Source organism: Bradyrhizobium sp. Pha-3 (assembly GCF_042258325.1).
Taxonomy (GTDB): Bacteria; Pseudomonadota; Alphaproteobacteria; order Rhizobiales; family Xanthobacteraceae; genus Bradyrhizobium; species Bradyrhizobium elkanii.
Window position 1 is genome coordinate 1,912,002 of sequence record NZ_CP170151.1, and the last position, 26,620, is coordinate 1,938,621.

Here is a 26,620-nt window from a genome sequence, read left to right on the forward strand (position 1 = left end):
AAGGTGTCATGGCCATCGCGACGTTGCCGACAAAAGCATGCGCGGTTAACCCGTTGAAGATGAGCCAGCCGATCGGCGGCGCATTTGCGTTCATGGGGCTAAGCGGGGCGATGCCGCTTTTGCACGGCTCACAAGGTTGCACCTCCTTCGGGCTCACCCTCTTTGTGCGGCATTTCAAGGAGGCTGTACCGCTGCAGACCACTGCGATGAGCGAGGTCGCGACCGTGCTCGGCGGCTATGAGAATCTCGAGCAGGCGATACTCAATATCTACAATCGTACCAAGCCAAAGATCATCGGAATCTGCTCGACCGGTGTCACCGAGACCAATGGAGACGATGTCGATGCCTACCTCAAGCTGATCCGGGACAAGCATCCGCAGCTTGCGAAATTACCGCTGGTTTATGTCTCGACGCCTGATTTCAAGGGGGCGTTCCAGGACGGCTGGGAGAAGGCCGTGGCGAGCATTGTGGAGTTGCTGGTGGAAGGGCCAAACGTCAATGGCCTGCGCGATCCATCGAGGGTGAATGTTCTTCCAGGATGCCACCTCACGCCGGGTGATCTTGATGAACTTCGTGCCATCCTGGAGGATTTTGGGTTGCGGCCGTCCTTCCTGCCTGATCTGGCGGGGTCGCTCGACGGGCATATCCCTGATGACTTTACCCCAACGACCATCGGCGGCATCGGCGTGGACGAAATCGCGAGCATGGGCCGCGCAGGGTGGACTATCGCGATAGGCGGGCAGATGCGGCGAGCAGCAGAGGTCATGCAGGCCAGGACCGGCGTGCCATTTCGCCTGTTCGAACGGTTATGCGGTCTCGGTCCGAACGACGAATTCGTGACTTTTCTGAGCGAGATCAGCGGCCGCCCCGTGCCATCGAAATATCGGCGCCAGCGCGGCCAGCTCACTGACGCAATGCTGGACGCGCACTTCCATATTGGTGGTCGCAAACTTGCAATCGCGGCCGAGCCAGACCTGCTGTTCGACCTGTCCAGTATGCTGCACGAGATGGGCGCGCAGGTGAGCGCGGCGGTGACGACCACGCAGTCGGCGGTGATCGAGCGGATCAAGACCAAGGAGGTGCTGATCGGCGATCTTGAGGATCTGGAAGAGCTAGCCAGAACAAAGCATTGCGACCTGCTGATCACGCATTCGCATGGCAGGCAAGCGGCGGCTCGGCTGAAAATCCCGTTCTATCGAGCCGGTTTTCCGATGTTCGATCGGCTTGGTGCAGGGCACCAGCTATCCGTCGGTTATCGTGGTACGCGCGCTCTGATCTTTGATATCGCCAATCTTGTGATCGCGGACCGCGAGGAGAATCATCAGCCGACGCCCGATAGATGGAGGCCTTTGGCGGCACTGCCGCTAACGTCGGGCCACCGCAGCGCAGCTGAGAGGTCGACTGCATGAAGGTCGCATTCGCCACGCAAGACCTAAGACGCGTCGATGCCCATTTTGGGTGGGCAAAGAATATCGCTATCTACGATGTCGCGCCAAACGGGCACGTGTTTCTCAAAGCGGTTGAGTTCGAAGGAGATCTCAAGGAAGACGGCAACGACGACAAGCTGGCGCCGAAGATCGAGGCGATCAAAGATTGCGCGATCCTGTACGTTGCCGCCATCGGCGGTGCCGGTGCTGCGCGGGTCGTGGCCAACAACATCCATCCTATCAAGGTGAACAAGCCAGAAAACATCCTAGCGCTGCTCGAAAAGCTCGAGCGCGTATTGAACGGCACGCCGCCGCCGTGGCTACGCAAGGCCTTGGCGAAGGACCAACGGCGCACATTCGAGTTCGACGAATGAGGTGAGATGACCGAGGCCACAGAAATGGCGCAGCAGGGCGACGCCCTCGATTCCCCGTTCCTCAAGGAACTGGTCAAGATATGGCGCGCTCAGGATACCTACGAAGCCTGGGAGGCCAAGAGCGATTTCGAGCTGCTTGAACCCTATATCTTGGACAAGGAGAAGCGACGGGCACTGCCGATTGTCGGCGATCCTGATCCCGACACGCTGTGGCGGCTGGAGCTGTTCTTCAATGCAGTCGCACTCTCGATCGAGAGGGCTACCGGCGTGATGATCCAGCCGATGCTGAAGATGCATCATGAAGGTTTTGGCCGCATGGTGCTGATCGGGGGGCGGCTGATCGCCGTGAACAGGCAGCTGCGCGATATGCATCGCTTCGGCTTCGATAACCTCGCAAAGCTCGCGCAGGAGGGTGACAAATATGTCAGGGGCGGAATCGACTTGATTCGGAAATTTCCGGACGTGGCAAACTATTGAGGGCATTCATGAGCGATCGTGAACTACTGAAGGCGGAGCTAAAGAAACTTTCGGCCAAAGCGCTCCAGGCCAAAATGGATCTGCACGACCTCTCGGAAGAACTTCCCATCAACTGGACATCGATCATGGTGGTGGCGCAGAAGGCGCATGATGCCTATGCCGAACTCGAACGCAAGAGCCATGATTTGAAGGCGCTGGAAGTTAACTAGAGGAGGCCGATTCATGTCATTTGCAACGCGTGATGGCCGCGACTGGACGCCGGACTACTTGATCTCGATAGATGCCAACAAGTGCATCGGCTGTGGCCGGTGTTTCAAGGTGTGCGGTCGAGATGTCATGACGTTGAGGGGGATCAACGAAAGTGGCGAACTTGTCGACCTCGACAATGACGATGACGATGACGACGAAATTGAAAAGAAGATCATGGTTTTGAATGATCAGGGCGCCTGCATCGGCTGCGGAGCCTGCGCCAGAGTTTGCCCGGCCAGTTGTCAGACCCACGGATCAGCCGCAACCGAAGCTGCGTAAGCCGAAGGCCGGGTCTGTCCCTACGGCAGGCGTGCGGCATGTAGCGGGCGAGAGCCATTGCTGGTCGCGTGCAACACGGGCGTGAAGATCAGGCCGGCCTGCGCTGATAGTCTCGATGGTCTAGACGACCTGCCGCGGCCCGACGATGCCGCTGCACCGAACGGCGGGGACAGCGCAACAGCGCGTCACGAAATGGTCGATATCGGCAGCACACGACTAAAACGCACAGAACTGGAAAACGAGAGCGTAAGGGCGGGCCGGTCCTCGATAGACGTGTGCATTTGTTCAAGTATCTGATCAAACCCCCAGCCTGCAAGTGCTCTAATGAAAGGCGATCGCGCGTGTGGCGATGAGTGGCCAGTCCTTGAGGGATGGACCATCGTCATATGACGTAATGTGCACTCACCGAATGCAATTCGATGAGTTGCGCGTGCGGCGAATGCGCGCGGAGCGCCTGGTCGTAGCGTGCGAGGCGGACAGAGGCTTTGCGCTATCTGGGTCAGCTTGCGGTAAGCTAGGCTGTGTATTCTAGTCGGCAGAGCTTGCGCGGCACGAGCTCAACAGCGTGGAAATTTGCCGATAGGAGAGCGATCTGATGTATGGCAGAATCGTTGGCTCATCGAGCCCGTCCACAGGCGCCAGCCAAGCTGATGAAGCGGGAGAGGCGGGGGACAGCTCGCATTTTACGGAAATGGTTGCAGGCGTCGGTTCAAGTGGGGCGTCGCCGGCGCGATACTCTCTGGAATCCAATCCGCCCATTTCCGAGATCGATCGCTCTTCCTTCAATGACGGACTGTGGAGATTTCTGGGTTCTGATATCCAGAGCATCGCAAGTAGCCGGGAAGAGTACTCGGATTTCGTATCCAAGAAAGCTGAGCGCGCAGCAACGGTCGCTGGAAGCTATCTCCACACCTACGATGATCTGTCCAGGCCAGCGAAATTTTTCAGCTATAAATTGGGTGACGAAACGGTCGGCCTCTTAAGAGTGGGAGGTCCGGTTCGGATCAAAGGAGACGCCTTCCGGAACCAGTTTGGCCGCAACGATCTGACGTCTGTGGTAGACCTTCGGGTGACACATCCCCTGGTCGAGAATGCGGGCGATATTCTGCTGGAACATCAACTGAGAATTGATGCGCGCAACGGCGCTGAGCCGCTGATCTTGTCAAAACCAGCCTTAGGCGGGATGGAACCCCGCCTGGCGGAAATGGGTTTTGTTCACGTGGGGCGAAACCACTGGGTGCTTGATCCTCACCAGCATCCGGAAGTGTGGACCAAGAATGAGAACGATGAGTGGCAGCGAGTAGGCAAGCCTACAAAGTACCTCGCCAAGGCAGGGGATGGTGATAGCGCGACCCAAGCGCCTCGCCAGTTTGACTCTTCTGACGAAGATGATTCGACAGAATACTACTACTTGGAGCGCGCCCTTGCGGGGCTGCACACAGAGTAGAGCAGCTGTAAGTCGCGGGAGCCGGCAGGAAATGGCTGGCGTTTCGTGGATTGCGCGCGCCAGCGAAGGCTATGGCCTGATGAGGCGCACGCTCCCGGTGTGCGCCCAAGGATGATTTTGGCGGTGACCGCGGTTACCGCCAACAGCGGGCACGCCGACTTTAAGGCGTGCCTCGCTGCCAGCTATTAGATCGACTGCAGCAACGACGCGTGCGGCGTTGTTAGCTGGCGGTCAATGCGGCGTCTGCGGAGCATTCAGCAGTCCCTGCATTTTCGACGGTCTTGGTTGAAATGCATCATTCTCATCAGTCAAGCTGCGCGGGCCCGCAAACGCGAGCACATCTATGCACATGCGAAGATCGAGAATACAAAGAGACGGTGTGCTTCGTCACATGCCGTAGACAGCCGCACCATTCCGCAGTGCGATGCGACTCGCCTGACTGTGGACGAAAGCGGAACCTTCGAAAGGCTAGAAGATCAATGCTTGCGCGGGATTCGTCTCATCATGCACCAACGCGAGTGAGTTGTTGTACAGGCGAGCTTGTACGTCTCGAGTGCTACAATGCGGAGCCAATCTGGCGCGCTCCTACGGTTGTCGCATTGTTGATACAGGTGATATGAAGCGTGTCGTCGTAATCGACGAGCAATGAACGCAGTCAGACGCCATTTACGCGATTTGCGGTCTTAGCGACATTCCAAGCCGCCGGGCCATGGGATTCCGTCTTATGATCGTCGATCACGACGGCAATCAGCGGCCGTGGTCTATCGTTGTGGTGCGCTGGGGCAAGACGGTGCTCGGTTATCTCAATAGATGCCCGCACAACGGCGTTAATTTGGACTGGGAGCGGAACGAGTTCCTCGATCCATACGGCGTCCGGCTGATGTGCGGTAAACACGGATCGACCTTCGAACTTGGCACTGGCCGGTGCGTCGAAGGTCCGTGCAAGGGCAGAGCGCTCACGCCGATCGCCTTGACAGTTCTGGATGGTGATATCTGTGTCGTCGGCGTGCGTCTTGTCGAAGACGATACGCCTTTTGATGAATGAAGCCAGCGCTCAGACCGGCCGATTTTCGTTTCGATTCTTCACGGGTTCCATCCTCTTCAGCCCATCTTCGTACGAGATCTCATCACAGGACAGATCCAGATTCTTTGCCGCATCGAGCAGGTAATCCAGCTTGCCACCTGAATCGAGCTTCTTGATGTCGTCCTTGTTGATTCCGACCAGGTCCATCATCTCCTTCCAAACTGTGGACTCGTCGCACGGAAGGACGTGGAAAGTGGCATCGCCAAGCCTGACTCGGTATTTCGCCAGCAGATCTATGTTGTTGCAGAACATGAAGTAGCTGCCGTCGGGGCTTAACGCGCCGTCCAGCACGCCTGCAACGTCGGCAAGATAGGCGAAGGAATGCAGATAGCCGGCTAGCACCGGAATGGTTCGCTCTCCATCATGGGCGATGGTCAAAACTTGTTCGATCGAATAGTCCGGCGGCCGCTTCTCGTCCGCGACCTGGGTTTGGAATTTCAGTGCGACGTCACCGCGAAAGCCGAACCGCCCAGGCTTAATGGTCCCGCCTTTGAATACGGCATTGAGCAGGCGACCCTCCTTCTCAAGTCTGCCGAGTGCGGTGTTCTCGATTGCAGTCATTAGAACGTTCCTCGATCTAAGCGTTTCACCAACGCTTCGGCGTCGGTGCGAGATGCAATGCAAATTGCTTGCCGCCCATGTGCAGCGGTCTGCGGCATAGCCGGGAAGGAAAAGGCGTGAAATGGGCACCGACAGCCTGAAGCAGCCTTGTCCGAAATTCGACACGAGTACCAAAGTCAACAGGCGTGGGCCGAAAAGGCAAGCATCATCAAATGTCTGCACGCTGGCACATGACTTGCCAAGAGCACGCAGTCCTAAGCAGATGAAGGATAAGCCATGATCAACCTGACGGATAGCGCGGTGAATGCGGTCAAGAGTGCGATTTCATCATCGACACAGCCAGCTGGCGGCCTGCGCATTATGGTCGAGGCAGGCGGCTGCAACGGGTTCAAATACACGATGGGTCTGGTTGAGGAACCGAAGCCCGACGACAAAGTGATTGAGTGCGGTGACCTGAAGGTGTTTGTCGACGACAAGAGCCATCAACATCTGGTCGGAACAACCATCGACTTCGTGATGGCGCTGGAGAGCTCAGGCTTCACCTTTCACAACCCGAACGCCACCTCGAGCTGCTCCTGCGGAAAATCGTTCAGCTGATATGAAAGAGACATCAAGCATGCTGGCCGAATCAGAGCAACTCAGGCAATTGCAGGCCGCCGTGAACGGCCGAAAACCGCGCATTCGCGCCGTACTCGAGGAGATCCGACCCATTCTGCAACGGGGTGACGGCAGTCGAGTGATCCGGATCGGTGGCAGCAGGAACGTGGTCAGCGTTGGTGGCAGCGCGTTTTGCGAGCTTTTGAGCGGATCGTTGGAAGGCATGCAGGCGCGGCTTGTCGAGAGACTCGGCGAATTCGTCCGTTTCATCCCGGTTGCTGCAGCAGCCAAGGCGTGAGATTGAGTGGGGGATCAGGTGCCGATTTATCTCGATAACAACGCGACGACGCGGACTGATCCGTCCGTCGTGCAAGCCATGTTGCCTTACTTCACCGAGCGATTCGGCAATGCCTCATCCAGCCACGCCTTTGGCGGCGAGGCCGCAACCGCGCTGAAGCAGGCGCGCCGTAGCTTGCAGGATCTGTTGGGGAATGCCGACGATCATGAGATCATTTTTACCTCAGGTGGGACCGAGGCAAATAATGCTGCCATCCTCTCGGCGCTTGCGAGCCAGGAAGGCCGTGACGAGATCGTTACCACCTCGGTTGAGCACTCCGCCATCCTTTCGCTGGTCGAGCAATTGGCGCCGAAAGGCGTCAAGACACATATCATACCGGTAGATTCCCGCGGCCGGCTCGACATCGAGGCGTTTCGCTGCGCGCTCGGGCCCCGCACGGCGATCGTCTCGACCATGTGGGCCAATAACGAGACCGGTACGATTTTTCCCGTGGAGTTTCTGGCCGGGTTGACCCGTGAGGCAGGCGCGCTGTTTCACACCGATGCGGTCCAGGCCGTCGGTAAGGAACGCGTCGACCTGAAGGACAGTGCGATCGACATGCTGTCGCTTTCGGCGCACAAGCTGCATGGCCCAAAAGGGATTGGCGCGCTCTATCTGCGCAAAGGGACAAAATTCCGGCCGCTGATCTGGGGTGGATCGCAGGAACGTCGGCGCCGCGGCGGTACTGAGAATATCCCCGGCATCGTTGGTCTTGGAAAAGCTGCGGAGCTGGCGGTGGAGCGGCTCGAGCCGGAGCGTGTTCGCATTGGTGCGTTGCGCGACCGCCTGGAGCAGGGGATTTTGCACAGCGGCGAGTGCGCGGTGCTCGGCGATGCTAGCAATCGGCTAACCAACACGGCCAATATCGCGTTCGATGATCTTGAAAGCGAAGCAATCGTCCATCATCTCAATCGTGCGGGCATTGCAGTGTCGCTGGGAGCAGCCTGCAAGTCCGGCTCAATGGAGCCATCGCATGTTCTGCGCGCCATGCGGGTGCCGGAGCGGAGTATGCGCGGCGCGGTGCGCTTTTCTCTGTCGCGTGAAACCTCTGTTGCGGAGGTCGATGAGGTCGTGTGCGTACTATCCGACATCGTGGCTCGCCTGCGCGCCAATTTGCGGGGATCGGCCAGTCTGCCCAGCTATGCGCGGCAGTCGAGGGAGTTGAGCTCGTGAAGATCATGATTCGCCGCGCTCCGGACTCGGGCCTGTCGATCTACGTGCCGAAAAAGGATCTCGAAGAGTCGATCGTGGAATCCGAGCACGAGACGCTATGGGGCGGCTGGATCAAAATAGCCAATGGCTGGGTGCTCGATTTACCGCAGATGGCTAGCGATACGCGCTTGCCGGTGACGATCAACGCCAAGAAACGAGGTGAAAACGGTGACGATCCGTGAATGCGCCCGTGCAAATCGATTTTGTCAACGCAACCGATGCTAAGGCCATTCTCGCGGACGTTGCTGCCGGGCTGAGGGCCGCGAGCATTGTTCCCTATATCGGTCCTGGCCTTGCCGAACTGTCCAGACCCGATGTGCCGACGACGCCTGAGGCGTTATCTGCTTTCTTCGCCAGCAAGGTCGCGTTGCCGCGACGGGCCAAGAGCAATGCATGGGCCGCGGCGCAGCACATCGAAATCAACAAACATCGCTCCACCGTGACGGCATTGATGGCGCAGGCCTTTGCTCGGCCGGTCGAGCCGACCGCCTTGCACGATCATCTTGCGTCTCTGTCGCTGCCCATCATAGTCGACGTATGGTATGATGGCGCGATGCGCGGGGCGTTGGATAAGCGCGATGGATGGGGCGAAGTGCAGGGTATCACCCGCGCCAGCATTGGCGAGAATCGTTGGTATCGCTTTTATGACCAGGTTGGCCAAGAGGTCGACGGTGTCGTGGCGGATGGCTGGGCGACGGTGCTGTACAAGCCGCATGGCGGTGTGCAGCCGGCAAAGAACTTCCTGATCTCCGACGCTGACTATGTCGAGGCGCTGACCGAAATCGACATCCAGACACCGATTCCGGACATCATCAAGGAAAGGCGGATCGGACAGAGCTTTCTCTTCATCGGCTGTCGGTTCAACGACCAGCTGTTGCGTAGCTATGCCCGGCAAATCATCAAGCGTTCGGCCAAAACCCACTATGCGATCGTTGATCTGGATGCGCTCTCACGCAATGAGCTCCGCTTTCTGCGCGAGCAGGGCCTGACGCCGCTTGCGATTGGATTGCCTCGCGCAGTCGAGATACTGCTCACCCATTAGTGCGTTGCGAAGTCGGATCGCCAGCTCTCATCGGACTATTGTGAGATGCCGCATCGCATCAGGGCCAACGGGGAAGGAGCCGGGATCGCGCATGCTTGGCGTTTGAATGAATGCACCCGCCGTGGAGCTCGGCGGCAGGAATACGACGTGCTTGTTGGCTTTCAAACACGCGCATGGTTGCTGTTCTTGCATTCGGTTGCGTTGCTGTTCCAGCTAACTGTTTGGCGTATGGCTACAATCGCATCGACTCTACCATGGCATATGAGTTGCTACTGCTCTTGCTGAGGCTCTCGGGGCTGGTCCTGAGAAGCCGAAGATTGCCTGCAGGGAGACATGGAAAATGAACGCGGTCGTCGGGCGCGGAAAATGTGCCAAAGCTGCGGTAGGTGCCAGCAAGATGGTGCAGGCCGCCGAGCATAAGGGCTGCCGCACCTCGTCCAACTCCGGGCAGGCGAGTTGCGGCTCGCGGGCAGGGCAAGGCGATCTGCCGACCGAGATCTGGGAAAAAGTGAAGAGCCATCCCTGCTACAGCGAAGAGGCGCATCATCATTACGCGCGCATGCACGTCGCAGTAGCGCCAGCCTGCAACATCCAGTGCAACTACTGCAACCGCAAATACGACTGCGCCAACGAATCACGTCCGGGCGTGGTGAGCGAGAAGCTCACGCCGGAGCAGGCGGTAAAGAAAGCGCTTGCGGTCGCGGCCACTATTCCCCAGATGACCGTGCTTGGCATCGCCGGTCCCGGCGATCCGCTGGCCAATCCAGAAAAGACGTTCAAGACGTTCGAACTCGTCGCCAAAGCGGCTCCGGACATCAAGCTGTGTCTATCAACCAATGGGCTGAGCCTGCCAGATTATGTTGACGTCATCGCCAAGTCCAAGGTTGACCATGTCACGATCACCATCAACATGATCGACCCCGAAATCGGCGCCAAGATCTATCCTTGGATCTTCTTCAACCACAGGCGCTACACCGGCCTCGACGCGGCAAGGGTACTTGCCGATCGCCAGCTGCTAGGCTTGGAGATGCTTAGCGAACGGGGGATCCTGTGTAAGGTCAACTCTGTGATGATCCCGCATATCAACGACGGTCACTTGGTCGAAGTGAACAAGGCGGTGAAGTCGCGCGGCGCCTTCCTCCACAATATCATGCCGCTGATCTCCGCACCCGAGTACGGCACGGTGTTTGGCCTCAACGGTCAACGCGGGCCGACAGCGCAGGAATTGAAGGCGCTGCAAAATGCTTGCGAAGGGGAGATGAACATGATGCGTCACTGCCGTCAGTGCCGTGCCGATGCTGTGGGTCTACTCGGAGAAGATCGCAGCGCAGAGTTTACGACCGACCGAGTCATGAAGATGGACGTCAAATACGATCTCGAGATGCGCAAGGCTTACCAAGACCGGGTAGAGGATGAGCGTGCTGCCAAGGCCGCGGCCAGCAAAGAAGAGCTCGGGGAATTGGCCGGAGCGGCGAGCGAGATCTCGCTTCTGGTGGCAGTCGCAACCAAAGGCTCCGGCCTGATCAACGAGCACTTTGGACATGCGAGGGAATTCCAAGTCTACGAACTTTCCACATCCGGCACTAAATTCGTCGGCCACCGCCGCGTAGACGTCTACTGCCAAGGCGGTGATGGGGAGAAGGATAGGCTTTCGACTATCATTCGCGGCATCAATGACTGCCACGCGGTGTTCGTGGCCAAAATCGGCGGCAGCCCGAAAAGCAACCTGATCAAGGCCGGAATCGAGCCGGTTGATCAATACGCGCATGAGTTGTTTGAGAAGTCGGCGATCTCCTGGTTCCGATCTTATCTCGACCGGGTGAAAAGCGGTGAGATCCAGCACGTGAAGCGCGGCGACGCGTCGATTCGGCAGAAAGCCGTGATCTCTGCGGCGTAGGGGGGGATGTGCCATTCAAGATCATTGCTTCGCAGTGTACGAGCTGCTCAGCCTGCGAACCCTTGTGCCCGAACGTTGCAATCTCTGAGAAGGCGGGGAGCTTCGTCATTGAACCGGCAAAATGTACCGAATGCATTGGCTATTTCGACGAGCCGCAATGCGTCGCCGCCTGTCCAGTCGACAATACCTGCGTTGTTGACACATCCTTGGCGCGATACCAGGCGCCAGCCTAAAGGTGAGCCCAGTGAACGGATTGCCGCCGCTTGATGATGCGAACCGTGCCCAGGAATGAGCCCATGCGCCTGCTCCTGCGAAGCGAGCCCCATCGCAGCCTCGCCGTCTGGCCCGGATCTTCGCTTGATGTGCGAGGAATGGCGCCGATGCTGGCCGGCCAGCACAATGAAGTTGATCGCGCCGTTGCGCGCCGCATCGCTGCAGCTGTTCTACCGATTGATGAGTCATGCGGAGGTCGAGTGCCGCCACTCTCTGGCATGGGTTGTCCGCGATGAGTGGCCGTTAGCCATGGCGAACGACCCGAACGCCTCCGTGCGATTCGAGAATATGCAGGGACTGTTGCCGAGGGTGCGAACTGCACCGCAGCACGGTCCTGACCGGTATCTCCGCCTTGAAATGGCGTGCGGCATTGCCGCTGGTGAATCGCGGGATGTCTTCGAGAATGAGGACAAATCGATGCAGGCCTCGCTTGCGCTGGTATGGCGGCGGCCCTGCGTGTCCATGAGGAGCGCTGCATGAATAAAATCGTTCGCGATAGCGACGTCGTCGAGCTCAGCGGGCCGCCTGTCTTCAGCTTTAGCGAAAAGGTACGGGCCAATCGCACCATCCGTAATGATGGCACCTTTCGCGGCAAAGAGATTGGCGAGGTGTTGGTCAAGAAGGGAGAGGTGGGTTACGTCGTTTCGATCGGAACGTTCCTGCAGCAATTCTACATCTACGGCGTCGAGTTTCTCGAACGTGGCTACCGCGTTGGCATGAAGCGCAAGGAGCTTGAGTCGGTGGACGCGTGCGAGGAGATCGATGATTTGCCATTGCCGGAAGAGGCTGTGTCATGACTGAGGACCGCTTTCCGAAATATCGGCGGGGCCAACGCGTTAAAGCGGCGGTCGACCTCATCAACGATGGCTCTTTTCCCAATACGGAACCCGACGGGATCGTGCTCGGCGCCGGAGCAACCGGCGAGATCGTCAGAGTCGCTATCCATACCGAAGCCGACGTGCCGATCTATACTGTCGATTTTGGTGTGCAACGGCTCATTGGCTGTTTTGAAGAAGAAATCACGGTGCTCTGAAGGGGGGCTTTCGCGATGACTGCCGCGCTGATGAGGAAGGTAAAAACCGGGTTGGTTCCTCACCCAAACGAGCTCGATCGCATGCGGATCGAGCGCGGCTTGAGCTCGCGCAAGCGCTATCTGTATGTCTCGCCGAACGTGACGCCAGTGAGGGGTGGTTATCTGATCGAGAGTCCCTGTTGCTCGCGCAATATCGACCAGGATGGTGGTCTCATTGATGTCGCGCTGATTCTTTACGACACCGTCAGTGGGATCTGGAAGCTGTTTTGCAAGAACCACGCGCAAGGGATCTGGGAATTTTACAGCCTTTACCACCACTTGACTTCAGCAATCGATGAGTTGAACGCGGATCCGGAGCGCCTGTTCTGGCAATGACGACGACCACCTTAGGGAGTCCTAGAGGAGCCACGATGGCGCTTACTGCGGAGGAATTGATTGAAATCGAAGGGCTGCTTGCTGTCGACGGCGCGGACATGGGCCCCCTTGTCGAGCTGCGGCGCCGCTTTCCGCAGCTTGCATGCGTTCGCTGCGATGCGTCGGATGTGACGGATCAGCCGTTCCGGCGGTTCCCTCGTTTCGATCTGCATTTGCTCGACGGGTCGGATCACTGCGTGCAGATTACGGCCGATCCGAAGCGGGCGACCGGCATCGTGTTGGCAAGAAGGAATGTTGCGCGGTGAGCGGGATTGAACTGGCAGCGCATCGGCTTGATGGTGCGGACAGGATGGAGGCAAATACGTCCTTCATTCCATTGTCCGATCCCGATATCACCTTCGCCGAGCTCTCCGCCGTGGAAACGATTCTGTGCTCGCCGCAGATCTCCAATGGGTCGGTCACTGAGGCGTTCGAGCACGCTTTTGCAGCCTATCTTGGCCGCAAATATGCCGTTGCGGTCTCGAGCGGCACCATTGGGCTCGTGCTTGCGCTCAAGGCGGTCGGCATCGGGCCAGGGCAGGAAGTCATCGCTTCGCCCTATTCACTCCGCGAGACCGTCCATGCGATCGGTCTTGCAGGCGCGCGGGCGGTATTTGCCGACATCGACTATTGGTCGGGAACATTGGTCCCAGATAAAGCCGAAGAGCGCATCACGGCCCACACGCGGGCGATTGTCGCCGGCAATCCCAACGGCCATCCCGCGCCGTGGTCGGAATTGCGGGCGATCGCGCAGCGCCACCATCTGGCGCTTCTAGAGGATTCCACCGAAGCAATCGGATCGCGCTACAAGGGCGAACTCGTCGGCCGGTTTGGCGACCTGGCGGTCTTCGACTTTGCCCAGCCCTTGGCCCTAAGTTGTGGCGAAGGCGCAATGGTGGTAACGGACGATATCGACATCGCGGTTGGCTTGCGTCGCTATCGCGCCCACCGCCTGGACGAACGCTCCTCCGTGATCGTCGGTGCCGCAGCACCATACCAAGCCGGCATGAGCGATCTCACGGCAGCCTTGGGTCTGGCGCAGCTCAAGCGTCTCGATGAAATCCTGGAGCGTCGTCGGCTGGTGGAGCAGCTCTACAACGCGCATATGCAATCATTTGAGGGCATCAAGCCGCCTTACGTTGGTCCCCATGTGACCGAGGTGAATTGGTTGCTCTATCTCGTCCATCTTGGAACACGCTTCACGCGATCCGGTCGCGATGCCATCGTCGATGATCTGCGAGTCGCCCAAATTGAAGCCGTCGCTTATAGCCATCCGCTGCACTTGCAACGCCACTACTTCGAACTCGGCTATCGACGTGGCGATTTCCTTGTTGCCGAAAAGATCGCCGATCGCGCCCTGGCGCTGCCGTTTCACACCCATCTCACGAACGACAGGATCGAGTTCATTGTCGAAGCCGTAAAGGATGCCTCGATCAACGTGGGCGCAGGGGCAGCGATCTACTGAGATGCGCGTCATCCACCACATCGAAGGACCACGATTGAATGCGATGATCCCACTTGCAACGTCGCGCGAGATGAGCGGGGCGACCGAGGGGGGCCGTGGGCACGAAGAAGACCTGCTCGAAAGTAGCGAGGCGCGGTCTCCAAGCCGCGGCTGGAGGCCACGCAAGCTGCCGGAAACGGAGCACGTCGCAACAGAGATCGTCAGTTTCGGCTCGGGTCTTTAAAGTCGGCCAAATAGGGGTTGCCATGACTTCTCAACAGGTCATCATTCACGTCCGCTTCGCTCCAAACGGGAGAGTGATCCAAATCAGCGAGCGCCCGGCGAAGCTCACGCCGAACCAATGGTTTGATGTCCTCAATACCCGTGCCGGCTCGACCTATCGGCCGCTCGCTCGTGGCCGCGGCGTTTTTCGGCTGGCCCGGGCTGCAGTCGAAGCTTTCAAGCAGGAAACTGCGAGGCCTGGATAAGCAAAGGGATGATCGGCCCGATGTGTGATCAGATCGAGGTGTTCGCCGTCTGTCCGGTCGATGCCATCGAGCGGTGTGGCGCCAAGGCCTTTAGCTTGTCGCAGGTAGACGACAGCGGCGAGAGCCGGCCGTTTCCAATTGTTGTGGTTCGCACTTTTGACGATGACTATCTAGGCTACGTCAATCGTTGTCCGCATGACAGCTTATGGCTCAACATCGGCTCCGGCGAGTTCTTCTCCTCCGATCGCTCCTTTCTCAGATGCGCACGGCACGGTGCGAAATTTGAGATCGACACCGGGCTGTGCATCGATGGTCCCTGCACTGGACAAACACTTGAGCCGATCGCACTCGCCGTCATCGAAGGTGACGTCTGCCTGTGTGGCATCAAGCTACTTGAGGATGATCGGTTTTCCGAGCCGTTCGAGGACAGCGACGAAACCATGGATATAACGATCCATCCCGATTAGCAGGCGTCACTTGGCTGTTGCTCAACACGTCTCCGGGGCGTTGTCGCCGAATAATGCCATCGTACCAGCGAGTGCTGGGCGCGGACGCGCGTCAATGCTTTGGCGTTGAGAGGCGAACAGCCGAACCTCGTGCGACCGCGACCTTCGCGGCACCTAGGAGGTGCTTTGGCGCTAGCGCACCAAATCGAGCCAGCAGGCCATTGCCGCCGCTGGATACGATGTCTTTGAGAAGGAAATGCCCTCGGCGGTTACGCCGAGGGCACCGTCTGGGCTGGTTGAAATGGGGGGACCCAGACTGACAGGACCGTTTGGTCTGGAGGAATGACGATCCTGTGTCACAATTCTTGGACGACCGCCGAAGCGGGCGTAGCAATTGCAATGCCAAGCTTTCGCTCATGCGATGCCCTTAGCGAGTGCCGCACCATAGTCAGCCGGTGGCGGCCGCCAAGGTCGAATGCACGAACGGGCGCGTTGGCGTGGTCCGGCTATTGTGCGTGCGAACGGTGCGCAACGCGAAATGCTGAAGCGGGAGCGTATCAAACGCGATGTGCCATATGTCACGCATGGAACAAGGGAGGGCGACAATGTTGCAACCTCGGCATAATTGTCAGTCGCGCCGGATAATCGTCAATCGCGCCGGAGCATCGAATGAGATCGCTGAAGAAATGATCGCTACGCATCTGGTGCGGAACTTGCTTGGAAAAGTTGGATGGTTGCGTAAGTAATGCGGAGGGAGACACCGCGAGGTTGAAGCTGATCAAGGAGGATATTCTAGATGTCGAGTATCGCTGATCGTCAGCGATCATCATCGGCATGTCGCCCGCTTTCGCAAGCTGGAGTGGGAATTAGTAGGATCAATTGGTCGATGCGGCGTTCGACTGAGGAGCAGGTTGTTCGGGCGGATGCGCTCGGATCTTGTCTCTTTTCAGATGATGGAGGCCGTTGATTTCAGGATAGGCGCATGAACGCAGAAACCGAATTCGAGCTTCCTCAACTTTATAGGCATCACGTCTTTGCCTGCAACACGCAGCGTCCGCCGAATCATCCGCACGGCAGTTGCGGCGCTTCTGGGGCGCAGGCCCTCTGGGATCGGATGGGCAAGGCGATCGAAGCGCAAGACCTCACTGATGTCGGTTTCACGGTGACGGGCTGCCTTGGCTTTTGTAACTCCGGTCCTTTGATGGTCGTCTATCCAGACGGAATCTGGTATCGCGCCACCACGCCTGAGGACGTTGATGAAATCGTAGACTCTCATCTCAAGCAGGGCAAACGTGTCGATCGCCTCGTGATGGTGCTGAGGCGAAGCTAAAGGCGTCGCTTGAGCGCCGCTCGCCCTTTGTATCGAACATCGCAGGCCTATCCGCCCAGTAGCTAGCATCTTGGAACGTTCGACAATGATCGGGTGCCCTAACGCTTCCAGTACGTGCCCAACACGGGACTGCTTACTTGTCGCTATGGCTTTGGTTTCAAGAACATGCGCTACAAGCTAAGCCTTGATCGGATTCTACTCATGATCGGGGCCGAAGAGCCCTGAGCTCATGTCCTTGCAAGTGCGGTCGTTCTCTCGCAGGGGGCGACCGCCTTGAATTCTCGGCGCCGATAGGCAGGCGGCCGCTTCTGCTAATGCCGGGAAGCACGAGCAGGAGCCTATCACTAGTGGCTCGATTTGATTGTTTTCCACCACTTACCGACACATCCGTGACGCACAGCGCGAGCAATGCTGGGAGTGGCTCCTGGTCACCGGCGAGACGACGCGTCTTTACGCATCATCTCGCTGGCGTTTGTACTGTATTATAACGGAGAGACGCGTCCGGCGACCCGGCGCGTCCGGGAAGTTCACTGAAGCGTGTTTCCAGCCTCAGAACTTGTAGGTGATGCCACCGCTGACGAGCCATGGGTCGATATTGGCGCGACCAGTGACGGCAATCGCATTGTTCACGGTCGCCGAATAATCCGGCCGCAACCACAACTTCTTCACGTCGAAGTTGAGGCCCCAATGGCGGTCAAGCATATAATCGAAGCCGAATTGGACCGCGGCGCCGAACTGGTTGGCGATGTGCAAATCCGTCACGGCAAGGCCGGCGAGCGACGTATTGGCAGCCGATTGGTTGAAGAATACGGTGTAGTTGATGCCCGCGCCGATGTAAGGCTTGAGCGGGCCGAAATCGGTGAAGTGATATTGCAGAGTCAGCGTTGGCGGCAACAGCCAAGCCTTGCCGATATCTAGTCCATTTAGCTTACCTGTGCCGCTGATGTGATGGCGGCTCACACCGAGAATGAGTTCGGCGGCAACGTTTCTTGTGAAGAAATAGGTGATATCGAGCTCCGGTACCGCTTGGTCGCTGATCGATAGCCCGGAGGCTGGCGAGGATAGCGGCGACGCCCCGGCGACATTGACGGAGCTGCCTGCGGTATCCGGTAAAACGCCGAGAACGCGCAGGCGGATCATCCACGGATTGAAGGGTTCGATTGGGGGGGCTTTGTAGTAGATAGGGGCCTGCGCCAGATCGGCGGCCTGAACCGACATGCTGGCCAACGAGCTCGCGAGCGCGAGCAGCGATGTCGTCGTCAGAATTGCTTTGATCCTCATCGAATTCTCCATTCCAAAGTTCGCGCGAAGAGTCGCGCGAGACCTCTGTCACACATGGGAGACGGCGATTGATTTGATGCTGATCAAAATGGCGGCGCACGTAGCGCAATTATGCAGCCACGTTGCATAAGGATCACGACCACGAAGCTCCGTGGTTCTGTCCGTATCGTTTATTCAGTTTAACATTCCGTCTGAGCCGAATCTATTCAATAACCGTGTCTCGGCTCAAAGCTCTGATCAAATCCGGGCTGCAGGAATCTTGTGCGCGATAGAACTGCGGTGGTTTCCCACACCGCAGGCGACGACATGTCTTATTCAAACCGAGCAATCTGAGCGCCGCTGGTTACGAAGAGCCACGCACGTCGGCCGTCTCGCCGAACATGCCGTCGGCCATCCTGACCAAGCGATAAGGCAGGATCGTTGTTCGCATTGGTTGGCGGCGCAGTCGTATGATCGATCGTATCCTCACATCTGCGGGCAGTGCGTGCCCTGTTGTTCGTGGGAGCATCCCTCAAGGTCACCTTGCGCGTCCCGGCCAAGCAACGACAGCACGGCTTCATGATCGAATCCGGCGCATCTTGTACCATCGACGTCGATCAGCGGACGTCTGATCAGGAGCGGATCTGCCAGCATTAACGTCAGTGCGCTCGCTGCGTCGATTGCGTCAGGATTAACTTCGCCTGACCTGATACGAGGCGCGGCTCGGTTGAACCAGGATGCAATCGGCGTCCTGCCGAAGAAGTGTCGCAATTCCTCCGCAGCCCACGGCTCCTTCAATATATCCTTGGCTATCACGTCATGGCCAGCGGCCTTCAGCGCCAGCATCTGACGTGCATTGGTGACGCAGCCGGGTTTTTGATAAAAGACGATTGTCGCCATGGTCTGCCTATGTGGGTTCGCTGAGCTGAACGATCGGCGACGGGTTCCGCTATGTCGGAGAGCGCATTTGACGCTCGTGCGAATGATCACACATAAGCGGCTTGAGCACCGTACCGTGCTTGCGCCCCTTCTTAATGTCTTCGTTGGACGATTAACTCATCAACGAGAATTGGCCTTTCATGTCTCGCAAACGAAGCGCGGAGCAGAACCGCAGCTAGTTTCGATCCGAGGCACCCTTGTAAGTGCCTTCAGGCTCAGGCGCGTCGTTCTGATCAGTTGGATCAATTGGTCGGTGAGCCGCACAATTTACCTCGCATCATCGACCACGAACCCCATCGCCGGTCACATGCCTTAGAGATGCCAACCTCGACTGCATCTCGCTCTGCCCAAATTGCCGACCACTGGCTTGCAAGAAGAGGAGCAAGTCCCGTTCCATTTGAGAGCATTGGATCTGGTCATGCCAAGCTGCCGTTTTCCAGCCTGATTGGTTGGCCGGTGTTCGTTTTCTGACAGCCGAGCGGATCCTGTCCGGTGCAAAACACTCCGGGGTTGTTCAACGGCTCGTTGGCTTTTTAGAATGCAATCAGAAGCTTAATGAGCGCGGACAGTGTTGGCACGACGGTTGCTATTAAGCGGCAGCAACACTGAGTGAGGGCTGAGTGCACGCCGACGCGTAAGGCAAGCGATGCGCTCCTTCCCTTGAACCCGTGTGCCCCGTTTCTGAGAGAGAAACAAGCTCGCGTGTAGGAAGCGCGCAACTTTTGGCAAATCGGTTGATGGAGAACAACATGTCTTCACTGAGACAAATCGCGTTCTACGGAAAAGGCGGCATCGGCAAGTCGACCACTTCCCAGAATACGTTGGCGGCACTGGCCGAGATGGGTCAGAAAATCCTGATCGTGGGATGCGATCCTAAGGCGGACTCGACCCGCCTGATCCTGCATGCCAAGGCGCAGGACACGATTTTGAGCCTTGCAGCGAGCGCCGGCAGCGTGGAGGACCTCGAACTCGAGGACGTGATGAAGGTCGGCTACAAGGACATCCGCTGCGTGGAGTCCGGCGGTCCTGAGCCGGGTGTCGGCTGCGCCGGCCGCGGCGTCATCACCTCGATCAATTTCCTGGAGGAAAACGGCGCTTATGAGGACATTGACTATGTGTCCTACGACGTGCTCGGTGACGTGGTTTGTGGTGGCTTTGCGATGCCGATCCGGGAAAACAAGGCGCAGGAGATCTATATCGTCATGTCCGGAGAAATGATGGCAATGTATGCCGCAAACAATATCTCCAAAGGCATCCTGAAATACGCCAACTCTGGCGGCGTGCGGCTGGGCGGCCTGATCTGCAACGAGCGGCAGACCGACAAAGAGCTGGAACTGGCGGAGGCGCTGGCCAAGAAGTTGGGCACCCAGCTGATCTACTTTGTGCCGCGCGACAATGTGGTGCAACATGCCGAGTTGCGCCGCATGACGGTGCTGGAGTATGCGCCCGAGTCGAAGCAGGCCGATCACTATCGCAATCTTGCGACCAAGGTTCACAACAATGGCGGCAAGGGCATCATTCCGACCCCGATCTCCATGGACGAGCTCGAGGACATGCTGATGGAGCATGGCATAATGAAGCCCGTCGACGAATCCATCGTCGGCAAGACCGCCGCCGAGCTCGCGGCCTCGTAAGGTCGCGGGTCGCGGCCTTGTGAAGGCGCGCGACGGATGCCGGTCTCCCTCACCCCCCATCCGGGGAGACCGGCATTCTGACGATCACCCGGCCAGCTAGAATGGGACGGGGCAAACGTGACGCTGTAAAAGATTCATGCCCAAAGCGAACTTCCATCCGTTTGCAGCTGTTTGCGCCGACGCGGGCAGCGAGGTGCAAAGAGGAATTGCGACCTATCGAGCGCTCACTGGTGTGCCTCCCGAAGAGGCCGACATTGCGACCGACAGCAATTTCGATTGCCATGTCCTGGCGTCAATTCTGGCGGCCGCCTCGATGGATGGTGGCCCGCTTCCCGAGAAGGCCGGCCTGTCCGGCCACGAGCTGGCGGCCCTGCTGGACCACCATTTTCCATCGGTCGGGGTCAAGGTTTCGGAGCAGCTCCTGGCTTTCAACTGCGATGAGAACGACGAAATCGCAATGGTGCGCGATCTCTTGCTCAAGCAACGCTCAACGGAAGGACGTATCGGGGGGTGGCTAGCCGCGATGATTGCACGCCGCGCCATAGAGCCAAACCACTTGTGGGAAGATCTCGGATTACGCAGTCGTGGCGAACTCTCTCGGCTGCTAAGCCGCCACTTCGCGCCGCTCGCCGCGCGCAATAACAACAATATGCGCTGGAAGCGCTTCTTCTACCGCTCGCTGTGCGAGGATGAAGGCCTCGTCATGTGTACAACGCCCGTTTGCACGCAATGTAGCGATTTCAATCTCTGCTTCGGCGAAGAAAGCGGCGAGAGCCGGATGGCAGAACGTCGGCGCGACGTTCTGTTGCAGGCGGCTCGCCCGGTCATCGGCGTCGACTGGCCCATTTAAGCTGTTGCAAGGCTCGATCGCCCAAGTCAGCTAGAACCCGCGCGCGCTTTGGCCAGTTCAGCAGGAGCTGGAGGGCGCGGCTAACGCCGTTTCGATGCGCGCGCGACCATGGGTCTAAGGCGGGCGGGCCACAAATACTCCGCGACATTCGTGCCTACCGGCGTGTCGCAATCGCGTTAACATTCGAGCTCGGTGTTGCGAGAGGCAGGATGAGCCGTCCGCTTCATAAGCCTGTCGCGTTTGCGACAATCAATTAGCGAAGGCAAGCTAGCCGCTGAAGTAAGCATATTGTTTTCAACGGGTTAAAAAGCGTGGCGGGCTGGCATGGGGGTTGCTGAAGCGCCTGTGGGTCAAAAGCAATGAGGAGCCCTTTCGTGATGGCCGCTACCAAGACCGCCAAGCCGGCTTGGCCCGAGCAGGCGAGCGCCAAGCCGACCGTGCTCAACGACACGACATTACGCGACGGCGAGCAGGCGCCTGGCGTTGCGTTCACCACAGAGGAAAAGCTGGCGATCGCGCAGGCGCTGGCGCGGGCCGGCGTGACGGAGATCGAGGCGGGAACGCCCGCGATGGGCAACGAGGAGATCACCGCCATCCACGCAATCGTCGAAGCAGAGCTTCCGCTGACCACCATAGGCTGGTGCCGGATGCGCGAAGCCGACATCGACGCGGCGATCGAAGCGAAGGTGTCCATGGTCAATGTGTCGATCCCGAGTTCCGATATCCAGATCGCGGCCAAGCTTGGCGGTCGTCGCGACCTGGCGCTGGAACAAGTGAAGCGAGTCGTAGGTTATGCACGTGAGCGGGGACTTGAGGTTGCCGTCGGCGGCGAGGACTCCTCCCGCGCCGACATCGACTTTCTCATCAGACTGATAGCCGCGGCAAAATCGGCGGGAGCGCGTCGCTTTCGTATTGCCGATACGCTCAGTGTGCTCGACCCGGACACAACCTCCGCTCTGGTCGGAAATTTGCGGGCGACCACCGATCTCGAACTTGAGTTTCATGGTCACGACGATCTCGGCCTCGCAACCGCCAACACGCTCTCCGCCATCAAGGCCGGCGCGAGCCACGCCTCGGTAACCGTTATCGGCCTCGGCGAACGGGCTGGAAATGCACCGCTCGAGGAAGTCGCGGTCGCGCTCAAGCAGCTCTACAGGCGCGAGACCGGCATCATACTTCCGGAACTCGAGAAGGTCGCCGCAGTGGTTGCAGCGGCAGCCGCACGTGCGATTCCTCTGAACAAAGCCATCGTCGGAGAGCATATTTTTACGCATGAATCGGGCATTCACGTGGATGGCCTTTTAAAAGATCAACGTACCTACCAGTCGCTTGATCCGGTTCTGCTTGGGCGCCGCAACAGTTTTGTGATCGGTAAGCATTCCGGGCTGTCGGCGATCACCGCGTTGCTCAATGAATTACAGCTCGTCGCCAGCGCCGACCAAGCCAGACAGATCCTGACGCAAGTCCGCAAGCATGCCATAAAGCACAAGGTGCCGGTCGAGCGCGAAACAGTAGCAGCGATCTGGCGCGATGTGTGCGGATACTTGTCGCCCCACCCGGCCTGAAGAGGCGTACCCAGCAAGATCTGGACAGGCTATTCGAAAACCAAGCGCCGCGAGGACGGTATCGGGCATCGTTAATCGACGGCCACGACGGCCTGCCTCAGCATGGTCGCGCGAGGTTGGCTGCAGCAGGATCACCAGGCGGTGCCGCGCTGTCGCCGATCGTCCACGTGCCAATTCAAAGGGAGTTTTCGATGAGTAACTCGCACCCATCAGCCGGTATCCTGGATCGGCTCAACAAAGCCTCGTCCGCGGAAGAGTTTTTTTCACTGCTAGGCGTCGAATACGACCCCGGAATCGTCAATGTCGCGCGCCTTCACATCCTAAAGCGCATGGGACAATATCTTGCCAAGGAGCAATTCGCTGGTGCCGCAGAACCGGACATCAGAGCTCGTTGCAAAGCGATGCTGGAACAGGCCTATGCCGACTTCGTGGCATCGTCGCCAATCGACCAGCGGGTGTTCAAGGTTTTGAAGGATGCTGTTGCAGACCATGACAAGCCGATGGCCTTTGTCCCATTGAGCGAGCTGAAGTGATCTCGCGCTTTCAAGGTTTGTCACCAAGTGTGGCGTGGTGATGATCCCTCGTGCAACCTTCGTCTTCTTCCGGATCGACTCTCCGCAGCCATGGCTCGCGCGGCGCTGTCGTATTCCCGACCCATGTTCGGAGTGGTCGTGTCCTGGGGATTAGCAGCCCTTCCAAGTGTCCCCTAAGTCATTGCGTTCGCCTAATCTTCCCCGAGTTTTGCAACTGGTACGACACTTGCTGTTGTCGGGTCGATCCGGTCATCGATGCAGACAAATGGTAGCCGTTCGAGATGAGATTTGAAGGAAGACCTTTCACGCTACGTCTACTGCCGGCCGAGTTGTGCGGCATCATCTCGTGGTTCACGCTCGCGCAGTGGCACCCCAAATGGCTTTTGACGCAATTGAAACTGCCATCGAGCCCGCGATGGGAGGCAATGGGTAACTCGCCCGTCAGCGCCACACCTCGGAAACGTATGCATATCATCGTCCAAATCAGGCGGGTGCCCACTTGCGCGCAGATCCACAGCTACCTCAGAGCCGATAGCAACATGCGCCAGGAAAAGAGCCAAACCTCCCCTGCGAGTCGGCGGCGCTGGCGGCCGAGCACTCATCGCATGAAAGTGCGGTGGCATCGACCGAGTCGTCACGGCCGATGCGGAGCGCTAGGCCGAAAGCAAGGTGCAGCTATTGCGCAGCAAGCGGACCGGCGTAATCAGCCATGGAGAGAGTCAATTAGAGTGACCGCAGTGGCCAGGCCGCCTTGCTGGCGCTTGTCGAATAGAGCGCGCAATGAACCTGTCTTGGGGCCATCTCGGAACTTGGCCAGCCAGGTACGTTCACCCCGTGCGACGCCTCTCGTTGCGCGGTCGGGCCGCGCCGAGCAAGCGGAAACAACGAGCAGCAAGCCATCTGCTGATCAAAAGTGATCTCCAGCCAGCCGAAGTAGAAACCAATCCTGTGGCGCGGGCGCGCGCATTTTGAGGGGAATTTAAAGCATGAGCAATGTCACCAAAACGGCCGCGCCGGCGGCCGGCCGCGCGGCGGCCAAAAAGGAACTTCCGGAGCACTTCAAGGCCTACAAGCATGTCTGGGTTTTTGTCGAGCAGGAGCGTGGCCAGGTGCATCCGGTTTCCTGGGAGCTCATGGGAGCGGGGCGCAGGCTTGCCGACAGGCTGAAGGTGAATCTCGCCGCGGTCGTTATCGGTCCGGAGGGGCAGCCGACGCGCAACGCCGCGCTGGAGTCATTTTGCTATGGCGCCGATCTGGCCTATCTCGTGAGCGACAATGTATTGTCGGATTACCGCAACGAATCATACACTAAAGCGCTAACCGAACTCGTCAACACCTACAAGCCTGAGATCCTGTTGTTAGGCGCGACGACACTCGGTCGCGATCTTGCAGGTTCGGTGGCGACCACCTTGTCGACGGGACTCACAGCCGACTGTACTGCGCTCGACGTCGACGCCGACGGTTCGCTTGCGGCGACGCGTCCGACCTTTGGCGGCTCGCTGCTGTGCACGATTTATACCTTGAACTATCGTCCACAGATGGCAACCGTCCGCCCGCGCGTCATGCCGATGCCGGAGCGCGTCGTACGCGATGCCGCTCGTATCATCATCCATCCGCTTGGCCTTGTTGAAGACGATATCGTCACGAAGGTGCTGACGTTCATTCCCGACCGGGATTCCGAAACGTCAAATCTAGCCTATGCCGATGTTGTCGTCGCCGGCGGCCTAGGACTGGGATCGCTCGAGAATTTTCGGCTGGTGCGCGAGCTAGCAACTCTGCTTGGCGCCGAGTATGGCTGCTCGCGTCCTCTGGTGCAGAAGGGATGGGTGACGTCTGACCGGCAGATCGGCCAGACCGGCAAGACCATTCGGCCAAAGCTCTATATTGCGGCCGGCATTTCCGGCGCGATCCAGCACAGGGTCGGCGTGGAGGGGGCGGACCTGATCGTCGCCATCAATACCGACAAAAACGCGCCGATCTTCGACTTCGCCCATGTCGCGATCATCAGCGACGCCATGCAGTTGCTCCCGTCGCTGACGGCCGCATTTCGCGCCAGGCTTTTGCCGGATTCGCGCGCCCGGCTCGCGGTCTAGAGGAGATGCCGTGATGATCGAAGAGAGGTTTGATGCGATCGTGGTCGGAGCCGGTATGGCTGGAAACGCAGCGGCGTTGACCATGGCCAAGCGCGGCATGAAGGTGCTGCAGCTCGAGCGAGGCGAATATCCGGGATCGAAGAATGTGCAGGGCGCAATTCTCTATGCCGACATGATGGAAAAGCTGATTCCCGAGTTTCGCCAGGAGGCGCCGCTCGAGCGCCATCTGGTCGAACAGCGGTTCTGGATGATGGACGATCGCTCGCATGTTGGCATGCACTACCGCTCGGATGACTTCAACGAGGAGCGGCCGAACAGATACACGATCATACGCGCGCAGTTTGACAAATGGTTCTCCTCGAAGGTGCGGGAGGCCGGCGCGACCGTGCTGTGCGAGACGACAGTCACCGAGCTCGTACGGGACGACCGCGAGAGGATCGTCGGGGTTCGTACTGATCGCCGCGACGGCGAAATACACGCCGACGTCGTCGTGCTGGCCGAGGGTGTCAATGGCCTGCTCGGGACGCGCGCGGGCCTGCGGTCGCGGCCGAAACCCGATAATGTGGCACTCGCGGTGAAGGAAATGCACTTTTTGCCTCGCGAGACTATCGAGGCCCGTTTCAATCTCAAGGGCGACGAAGGCGTTGTGATCGAGGCGGCCGGTACCATTTCTCGCGGCATGACCGGAATGGGTTTCATCTATGCCAACAAGGAGTGCATTTCGCTCGGCATCGGCTGTCTCGTCGCTGATTTCCAGCGCACCGCCCAGACGCCCTACGGCATGCTCGATCATTTCAAGCAGCATCCGTCCGTGGCGCCGCTCATCGCAGGTTCCGAAGTCAAGGAATACGCGGCGCATCTCATTCCTGAAGGCGGCTACAAGGCAATCCCGCAGCTCTACGGCGAGGGCTGGGTGGTGGTCGGGGACGCGGCGCAGCTCAACAATGCCATTCATCGCGAAGGTTCCAATCTTGCGATGACTTCAGGCCGCATCGCGGCCGAAGCGATCGCCCAGGTAAAATCGCGCCGCGAGCCGATGACCGCGACAAATCTGTCGCTCTACAAGAAGATGCTCGACGAGTCCTTTGTCATCAAAGATCTAAAGAAGTACAAGGATATGCCGATGCTGATGCACACCCATTCGCAAAACTTCTTCCTTACCTATCCGCAGCTTATTTCCAAGGCGCTGCAGAACTTTGTACGTGTCGATGGCACGCCGAAGGTTGAGAAGGAGAAGGCGACCTTGAAATCCTTCGTCAAGGCGCGGTCATGGACAGGTCTGTTCGGCGATGCGTGTCGTTTTACCCGGGCCTGGCGCTGACCGGCAACAGTGTG

31 protein-coding genes are annotated in these 26,620 nt (G+C 58.5%); 28 read left to right on the top strand and 3 right to left on the bottom strand.

The window, feature by feature from the left end:
* Positions 1-8 precede the first annotated feature (8 nt).
* The 7 genes from nifN to ACE10X_RS09180 all read left to right on the top strand — a co-directional run bounded on the left by nifN (position 9) and on the right by ACE10X_RS09180 (position 5,298).
* Entirely contained in the window at positions 9-1,409 is a 1,401-nt protein-coding gene (gene nifN / locus ACE10X_RS09150) for a nitrogenase iron-molybdenum cofactor biosynthesis protein NifN (RefSeq protein ID WP_026192299.1), read from the top strand.
* Positions 1,406-1,801 (top strand): nitrogen fixation protein NifX, encoded by a 396-nt coding sequence (gene nifX, locus ACE10X_RS09155; protein ID WP_016848157.1) that lies wholly within the window; start codon positions 1,406-1,408, stop codon positions 1,799-1,801. Before nifN ends, nifX begins: the two co-directional genes overlap by 4 nt.
* Positions 1,802-1,807: 6 nt before the next feature.
* Positions 1,808-2,278, top strand: a complete 471-nt coding sequence (locus ACE10X_RS09160) for a NifX-associated nitrogen fixation protein (RefSeq protein ID WP_016848158.1) — start codon at positions 1,808-1,810, stop codon at positions 2,276-2,278.
* An 8-nt stretch (positions 2,279-2,286) separates the two neighbouring features.
* Positions 2,287-2,487 (top strand): CCE_0567 family metalloprotein, encoded by a 201-nt coding sequence (locus tag ACE10X_RS09165; RefSeq protein ID WP_016848159.1) that lies wholly within the window; start codon positions 2,287-2,289, stop codon positions 2,485-2,487.
* 13 nt (positions 2,488-2,500) lie between these two features.
* Entirely contained in the window at positions 2,501-2,806 is a 306-nt protein-coding gene (gene fdxB / locus ACE10X_RS09170) for a ferredoxin III, nif-specific (RefSeq protein ID WP_016848160.1), read from the top strand.
* A 595-nt stretch (positions 2,807-3,401) separates the two neighbouring features.
* Positions 3,402-4,253 (top strand): hypothetical protein, encoded by an 852-nt coding sequence (locus tag ACE10X_RS09175; RefSeq protein WP_016848161.1) that lies wholly within the window; start codon positions 3,402-3,404, stop codon positions 4,251-4,253.
* Between the two features lie 709 nt (positions 4,254-4,962).
* The gene (locus ACE10X_RS09180; protein ID WP_018269915.1) at positions 4,963-5,298 is read left to right on the top strand and encodes a Rieske 2Fe-2S domain-containing protein; all 336 of its coding nucleotides are present in this window, start codon (positions 4,963-4,965) and stop codon (positions 5,296-5,298) included.
* 9 nt (positions 5,299-5,307) lie between these two features.
* Here the strand turns inward: ACE10X_RS09180 and ACE10X_RS09185 are convergent, their stop codons facing one another.
* Complete coding sequence (locus tag ACE10X_RS09185; RefSeq protein WP_016848163.1) at positions 5,308-5,898, bottom strand: hypothetical protein; 591 nt, start codon at positions 5,896-5,898, stop codon at positions 5,308-5,310.
* Between the two features lie 276 nt (positions 5,899-6,174).
* Here ACE10X_RS09185 and ACE10X_RS09190 point away from each other — a divergent pair, with 276 nt between their 5' ends.
* From ACE10X_RS09190 to ACE10X_RS09260, 15 genes are all read left to right on the top strand, one after another.
* Complete coding sequence (locus tag ACE10X_RS09190; RefSeq protein ID WP_028343127.1) at positions 6,175-6,495, top strand: iron-sulfur cluster assembly accessory protein; 321 nt, start codon at positions 6,175-6,177, stop codon at positions 6,493-6,495.
* Between the two features lie 19 nt (positions 6,496-6,514).
* Positions 6,515-6,793: a hypothetical protein gene (locus tag ACE10X_RS09195; protein ID WP_016848165.1), complete on the top strand. Its 279-nt coding sequence runs from the start codon at positions 6,515-6,517 to the stop codon at positions 6,791-6,793.
* 78 nt (positions 6,794-6,871) lie between these two features.
* Positions 6,872-8,005 (top strand): aminotransferase class V-fold PLP-dependent enzyme, encoded by a 1,134-nt coding sequence (locus ACE10X_RS09200; RefSeq protein ID WP_244435926.1) that lies wholly within the window; start codon positions 6,872-6,874, stop codon positions 8,003-8,005.
* Positions 8,002-8,226: a putative nitrogen fixation protein NifT gene (nifT, locus tag ACE10X_RS09205; protein ID WP_016848167.1), complete on the top strand. Its 225-nt coding sequence runs from the start codon at positions 8,002-8,004 to the stop codon at positions 8,224-8,226. The genes ACE10X_RS09200 and nifT overlap by 4 nt, the downstream gene beginning before the upstream one ends.
* Entirely contained in the window at positions 8,223-9,086 is an 864-nt protein-coding gene (locus ACE10X_RS09210) for an SIR2 family protein (protein ID WP_038386972.1), read from the top strand. Before nifT ends, ACE10X_RS09210 begins: the two co-directional genes overlap by 4 nt.
* Positions 9,087-9,426: 340 nt before the next feature.
* Positions 9,427-10,983 (top strand): nitrogenase cofactor biosynthesis protein NifB, encoded by a 1,557-nt coding sequence (gene nifB / locus ACE10X_RS09215; protein ID WP_016848169.1) that lies wholly within the window; start codon positions 9,427-9,429, stop codon positions 10,981-10,983.
* Between the two features lie 8 nt (positions 10,984-10,991).
* Positions 10,992-11,216, top strand: coding sequence for a 4Fe-4S binding protein (locus tag ACE10X_RS09220; RefSeq protein ID WP_075968411.1), 225 nt, complete (start codon positions 10,992-10,994; stop codon positions 11,214-11,216).
* Positions 11,217-11,382: 166 nt separating this feature from the next.
* Positions 11,383-11,736, top strand: coding sequence for a hypothetical protein (locus tag ACE10X_RS09225; RefSeq protein ID WP_028343130.1), 354 nt, complete (start codon positions 11,383-11,385; stop codon positions 11,734-11,736).
* Positions 11,733-12,053 carry a nitrogen fixation protein NifZ gene (locus ACE10X_RS09230; protein ID WP_016848171.1) on the top strand — a complete coding sequence of 107 codons (321 nt, stop codon included), beginning with the start codon at positions 11,733-11,735 and terminating at the stop codon, positions 12,051-12,053. The genes ACE10X_RS09225 and ACE10X_RS09230 overlap by 4 nt, the downstream gene beginning before the upstream one ends.
* Positions 12,050-12,289: a nitrogen fixation protein NifZ gene (locus tag ACE10X_RS09235; RefSeq protein WP_016848172.1), complete on the top strand. Its 240-nt coding sequence runs from the start codon at positions 12,050-12,052 to the stop codon at positions 12,287-12,289. Before ACE10X_RS09230 ends, ACE10X_RS09235 begins: the two co-directional genes overlap by 4 nt.
* 15 nt (positions 12,290-12,304) lie before the next feature.
* Positions 12,305-12,664 carry a DUF3024 domain-containing protein gene (locus ACE10X_RS09240; RefSeq protein ID WP_016848173.1) on the top strand — a complete coding sequence of 120 codons (360 nt, stop codon included), beginning with the start codon at positions 12,305-12,307 and terminating at the stop codon, positions 12,662-12,664.
* Between the two features lie 35 nt (positions 12,665-12,699).
* Positions 12,700-12,969, top strand: a complete 270-nt coding sequence (locus ACE10X_RS09245) for a hypothetical protein (RefSeq protein ID WP_016848174.1) — start codon at positions 12,700-12,702, stop codon at positions 12,967-12,969.
* A 44-nt stretch (positions 12,970-13,013) separates the two neighbouring features.
* Positions 13,014-14,168, top strand: coding sequence for a DegT/DnrJ/EryC1/StrS aminotransferase family protein (locus ACE10X_RS09250; protein WP_016848175.1), 1,155 nt, complete (start codon positions 13,014-13,016; stop codon positions 14,166-14,168).
* 475 nt (positions 14,169-14,643) lie between these two features.
* Positions 14,644-15,102 carry a Rieske 2Fe-2S domain-containing protein gene (locus tag ACE10X_RS09255; protein ID WP_016848177.1) on the top strand — a complete coding sequence of 153 codons (459 nt, stop codon included), beginning with the start codon at positions 14,644-14,646 and terminating at the stop codon, positions 15,100-15,102.
* Positions 15,103-16,063: 961 nt separating this feature from the next.
* On the top strand, positions 16,064-16,411 hold the full coding sequence (locus tag ACE10X_RS09260; RefSeq protein ID WP_035632565.1) for a ferredoxin: 348 nt from the start codon (positions 16,064-16,066) through the stop codon (positions 16,409-16,411).
* Positions 16,412-16,960: 549 nt separating this feature from the next.
* On the opposite strand, the gene ACE10X_RS09265 is transcribed toward ACE10X_RS09260, so the two are convergent.
* Positions 16,961-17,704, bottom strand: coding sequence for an OmpW family protein (locus ACE10X_RS09265; RefSeq protein ID WP_016848180.1), 744 nt, complete (start codon positions 17,702-17,704; stop codon positions 16,961-16,963).
* Between the two features lie 453 nt (positions 17,705-18,157).
* The gene (locus ACE10X_RS09270) at positions 18,158-18,571 is read right to left on the bottom strand and encodes an ArsC/Spx/MgsR family protein (RefSeq protein WP_016848181.1); all 414 of its coding nucleotides are present in this window, start codon (positions 18,569-18,571) and stop codon (positions 18,158-18,160) included.
* A 788-nt stretch (positions 18,572-19,359) separates the two neighbouring features.
* Between ACE10X_RS09270 and nifH the strand changes: the two genes are divergently transcribed.
* From nifH to ACE10X_RS09300, 6 genes are all read left to right on the top strand, one after another.
* Entirely contained in the window at positions 19,360-20,244 is an 885-nt protein-coding gene (gene nifH / locus ACE10X_RS09275) for a nitrogenase iron protein (RefSeq protein WP_026192307.1), read from the top strand.
* A gap of 136 nt (positions 20,245-20,380) precedes the next feature.
* Positions 20,381-21,094 (top strand): nitrogen fixation protein NifQ, encoded by a 714-nt coding sequence (locus ACE10X_RS09280; RefSeq protein ID WP_244435925.1) that lies wholly within the window; start codon positions 20,381-20,383, stop codon positions 21,092-21,094.
* A gap of 377 nt (positions 21,095-21,471) precedes the next feature.
* Positions 21,472-22,659 (top strand): homocitrate synthase, encoded by a 1,188-nt coding sequence (gene nifV / locus ACE10X_RS09285; RefSeq protein ID WP_016848184.1) that lies wholly within the window; start codon positions 21,472-21,474, stop codon positions 22,657-22,659.
* Positions 22,660-22,850: 191 nt separating this feature from the next.
* Complete coding sequence (gene nifW / locus ACE10X_RS09290; RefSeq protein ID WP_016848185.1) at positions 22,851-23,192, top strand: nitrogenase stabilizing/protective protein NifW; 342 nt, start codon at positions 22,851-22,853, stop codon at positions 23,190-23,192.
* 986 nt (positions 23,193-24,178) lie between these two features.
* Positions 24,179-25,285: an electron transfer flavoprotein subunit alpha/FixB family protein gene (locus ACE10X_RS09295; RefSeq protein ID WP_016848186.1), complete on the top strand. Its 1,107-nt coding sequence runs from the start codon at positions 24,179-24,181 to the stop codon at positions 25,283-25,285.
* Positions 25,286-25,298: 13 nt separating this feature from the next.
* Positions 25,299-26,606 (top strand): FAD-dependent oxidoreductase, encoded by a 1,308-nt coding sequence (locus tag ACE10X_RS09300; protein WP_028343133.1) that lies wholly within the window; start codon positions 25,299-25,301, stop codon positions 26,604-26,606.
* Positions 26,607-26,620: the final 14 nt, after the last annotated feature.

What these genes read in the sequence shown, in the direction of transcription:
- ACE10X_RS09225 (WP_028343130.1), top strand. Translation starts at nt 11,383, where the DNA reads ATGAAGTTGATCGCGCCGTTGCGCGCCGCATCGCTGCAGCTGTTCTAC.
- ACE10X_RS09300 (WP_028343133.1), top strand. Translation starts at nt 25,299, where the DNA reads ATGATCGAAGAGAGGTTTGATGCGATCGTGGTCGGAGCCGGTATGGCT.
- ACE10X_RS09240 (WP_016848173.1), top strand. Translation starts at nt 12,305, where the DNA reads ATGACTGCCGCGCTGATGAGGAAGGTAAAAACCGGGTTGGTTCCTCAC.
- ACE10X_RS09270 (WP_016848181.1), bottom strand. Translation starts at nt 18,571, where the DNA reads ATGGCGACAATCGTCTTTTATCAAAAACCCGGCTGCGTCACCAATGCA.
- ACE10X_RS09280 (WP_244435925.1), top strand. Translation starts at nt 20,381, where the DNA reads ATGCCCAAAGCGAACTTCCATCCGTTTGCAGCTGTTTGCGCCGACGCG.
- ACE10X_RS09165 (WP_016848159.1), top strand. Translation starts at nt 2,287, where the DNA reads ATGAGCGATCGTGAACTACTGAAGGCGGAGCTAAAGAAACTTTCGGCC.
- nifW (WP_016848185.1), top strand. Translation starts at nt 22,851, where the DNA reads ATGAGTAACTCGCACCCATCAGCCGGTATCCTGGATCGGCTCAACAAA.
- nifV (WP_016848184.1), top strand. Translation starts at nt 21,472, where the DNA reads ATGGCCGCTACCAAGACCGCCAAGCCGGCTTGGCCCGAGCAGGCGAGC.
- nifX (WP_016848157.1), top strand. Translation starts at nt 1,406, where the DNA reads ATGAAGGTCGCATTCGCCACGCAAGACCTAAGACGCGTCGATGCCCAT.
- nifB (WP_016848169.1), top strand. Translation starts at nt 9,427, where the DNA reads ATGAACGCGGTCGTCGGGCGCGGAAAATGTGCCAAAGCTGCGGTAGGT.
- ACE10X_RS09295 (WP_016848186.1), top strand. Translation starts at nt 24,179, where the DNA reads ATGAGCAATGTCACCAAAACGGCCGCGCCGGCGGCCGGCCGCGCGGCG.
- ACE10X_RS09180 (WP_018269915.1), top strand. Translation starts at nt 4,963, where the DNA reads ATGGGATTCCGTCTTATGATCGTCGATCACGACGGCAATCAGCGGCCG.
- ACE10X_RS09260 (WP_035632565.1), top strand. Translation starts at nt 16,064, where the DNA reads ATGAACGCAGAAACCGAATTCGAGCTTCCTCAACTTTATAGGCATCAC.
- ACE10X_RS09230 (WP_016848171.1), top strand. Translation starts at nt 11,733, where the DNA reads ATGAATAAAATCGTTCGCGATAGCGACGTCGTCGAGCTCAGCGGGCCG.
- ACE10X_RS09185 (WP_016848163.1), bottom strand. Translation starts at nt 5,898, where the DNA reads ATGACTGCAATCGAGAACACCGCACTCGGCAGACTTGAGAAGGAGGGT.
- ACE10X_RS09265 (WP_016848180.1), bottom strand. Translation starts at nt 17,704, where the DNA reads ATGGAGAATTCGATGAGGATCAAAGCAATTCTGACGACGACATCGCTG.
- nifN (WP_026192299.1), top strand. Translation starts at nt 9, where the DNA reads ATGGCCATCGCGACGTTGCCGACAAAAGCATGCGCGGTTAACCCGTTG.
- ACE10X_RS09160 (WP_016848158.1), top strand. Translation starts at nt 1,808, where the DNA reads ATGACCGAGGCCACAGAAATGGCGCAGCAGGGCGACGCCCTCGATTCC.
- ACE10X_RS09175 (WP_016848161.1), top strand. Translation starts at nt 3,402, where the DNA reads ATGTATGGCAGAATCGTTGGCTCATCGAGCCCGTCCACAGGCGCCAGC.
- ACE10X_RS09255 (WP_016848177.1), top strand. Translation starts at nt 14,644, where the DNA reads ATGATCGGCCCGATGTGTGATCAGATCGAGGTGTTCGCCGTCTGTCCG.
- ACE10X_RS09190 (WP_028343127.1), top strand. Translation starts at nt 6,175, where the DNA reads ATGATCAACCTGACGGATAGCGCGGTGAATGCGGTCAAGAGTGCGATT.
- nifH (WP_026192307.1), top strand. Translation starts at nt 19,360, where the DNA reads ATGTCTTCACTGAGACAAATCGCGTTCTACGGAAAAGGCGGCATCGGC.
- ACE10X_RS09195 (WP_016848165.1), top strand. Translation starts at nt 6,515, where the DNA reads ATGCTGGCCGAATCAGAGCAACTCAGGCAATTGCAGGCCGCCGTGAAC.
- ACE10X_RS09200 (WP_244435926.1), top strand. Translation starts at nt 6,872, where the DNA reads ATGTTGCCTTACTTCACCGAGCGATTCGGCAATGCCTCATCCAGCCAC.
- ACE10X_RS09235 (WP_016848172.1), top strand. Translation starts at nt 12,050, where the DNA reads ATGACTGAGGACCGCTTTCCGAAATATCGGCGGGGCCAACGCGTTAAA.
- ACE10X_RS09250 (WP_016848175.1), top strand. Translation starts at nt 13,014, where the DNA reads ATGGAGGCAAATACGTCCTTCATTCCATTGTCCGATCCCGATATCACC.
- ACE10X_RS09245 (WP_016848174.1), top strand. Translation starts at nt 12,700, where the DNA reads ATGGCGCTTACTGCGGAGGAATTGATTGAAATCGAAGGGCTGCTTGCT.
- fdxB (WP_016848160.1), top strand. Translation starts at nt 2,501, where the DNA reads ATGTCATTTGCAACGCGTGATGGCCGCGACTGGACGCCGGACTACTTG.